At 75.3% G+C, this 231-nt stretch carries 1 protein-coding gene; it reads left to right on the top strand.

Annotated elements, in window-relative coordinates; genetic code table 11:
- Positions 1 to 4: 4 nt before the first annotated feature.
- Positions 5 to 231 (top strand): DUF4031 domain-containing protein (locus ACQG3P_RS25150; protein WP_426806561.1); only part of this gene is annotated, 227 nt, incomplete at its 3' end.

A 231-nucleotide genomic window follows, 5' to 3' on the forward strand; every position in this document is an offset into this window, starting at 1 on the left:
TGTAATTACCGCCGAGGCGCAACCCCCGGGGCGCGGCGCGCGCGGGGCCCATCGTCGGCCCCACCCCCGCCCCCAGCTTCACGCCATGGCGGCCCAGATCGGGATTCCCCGGCGGGCCTTCCAGAACCGCCGCAGCGGCGCCCATTACGTCGACCCCGCGCCCCTGCGGCTGCAGGCCATCGCGCTGGGTGCGACCGCCAGTTCCAGGCACACCGACGGGGGGCTGGTCAA

This window comes from Stenotrophomonas sp. SrG (assembly GCF_050031795.1).
Lineage (GTDB): Bacteria > Pseudomonadota > Gammaproteobacteria > Xanthomonadales > Xanthomonadaceae > Stenotrophomonas > Stenotrophomonas rhizophila_A.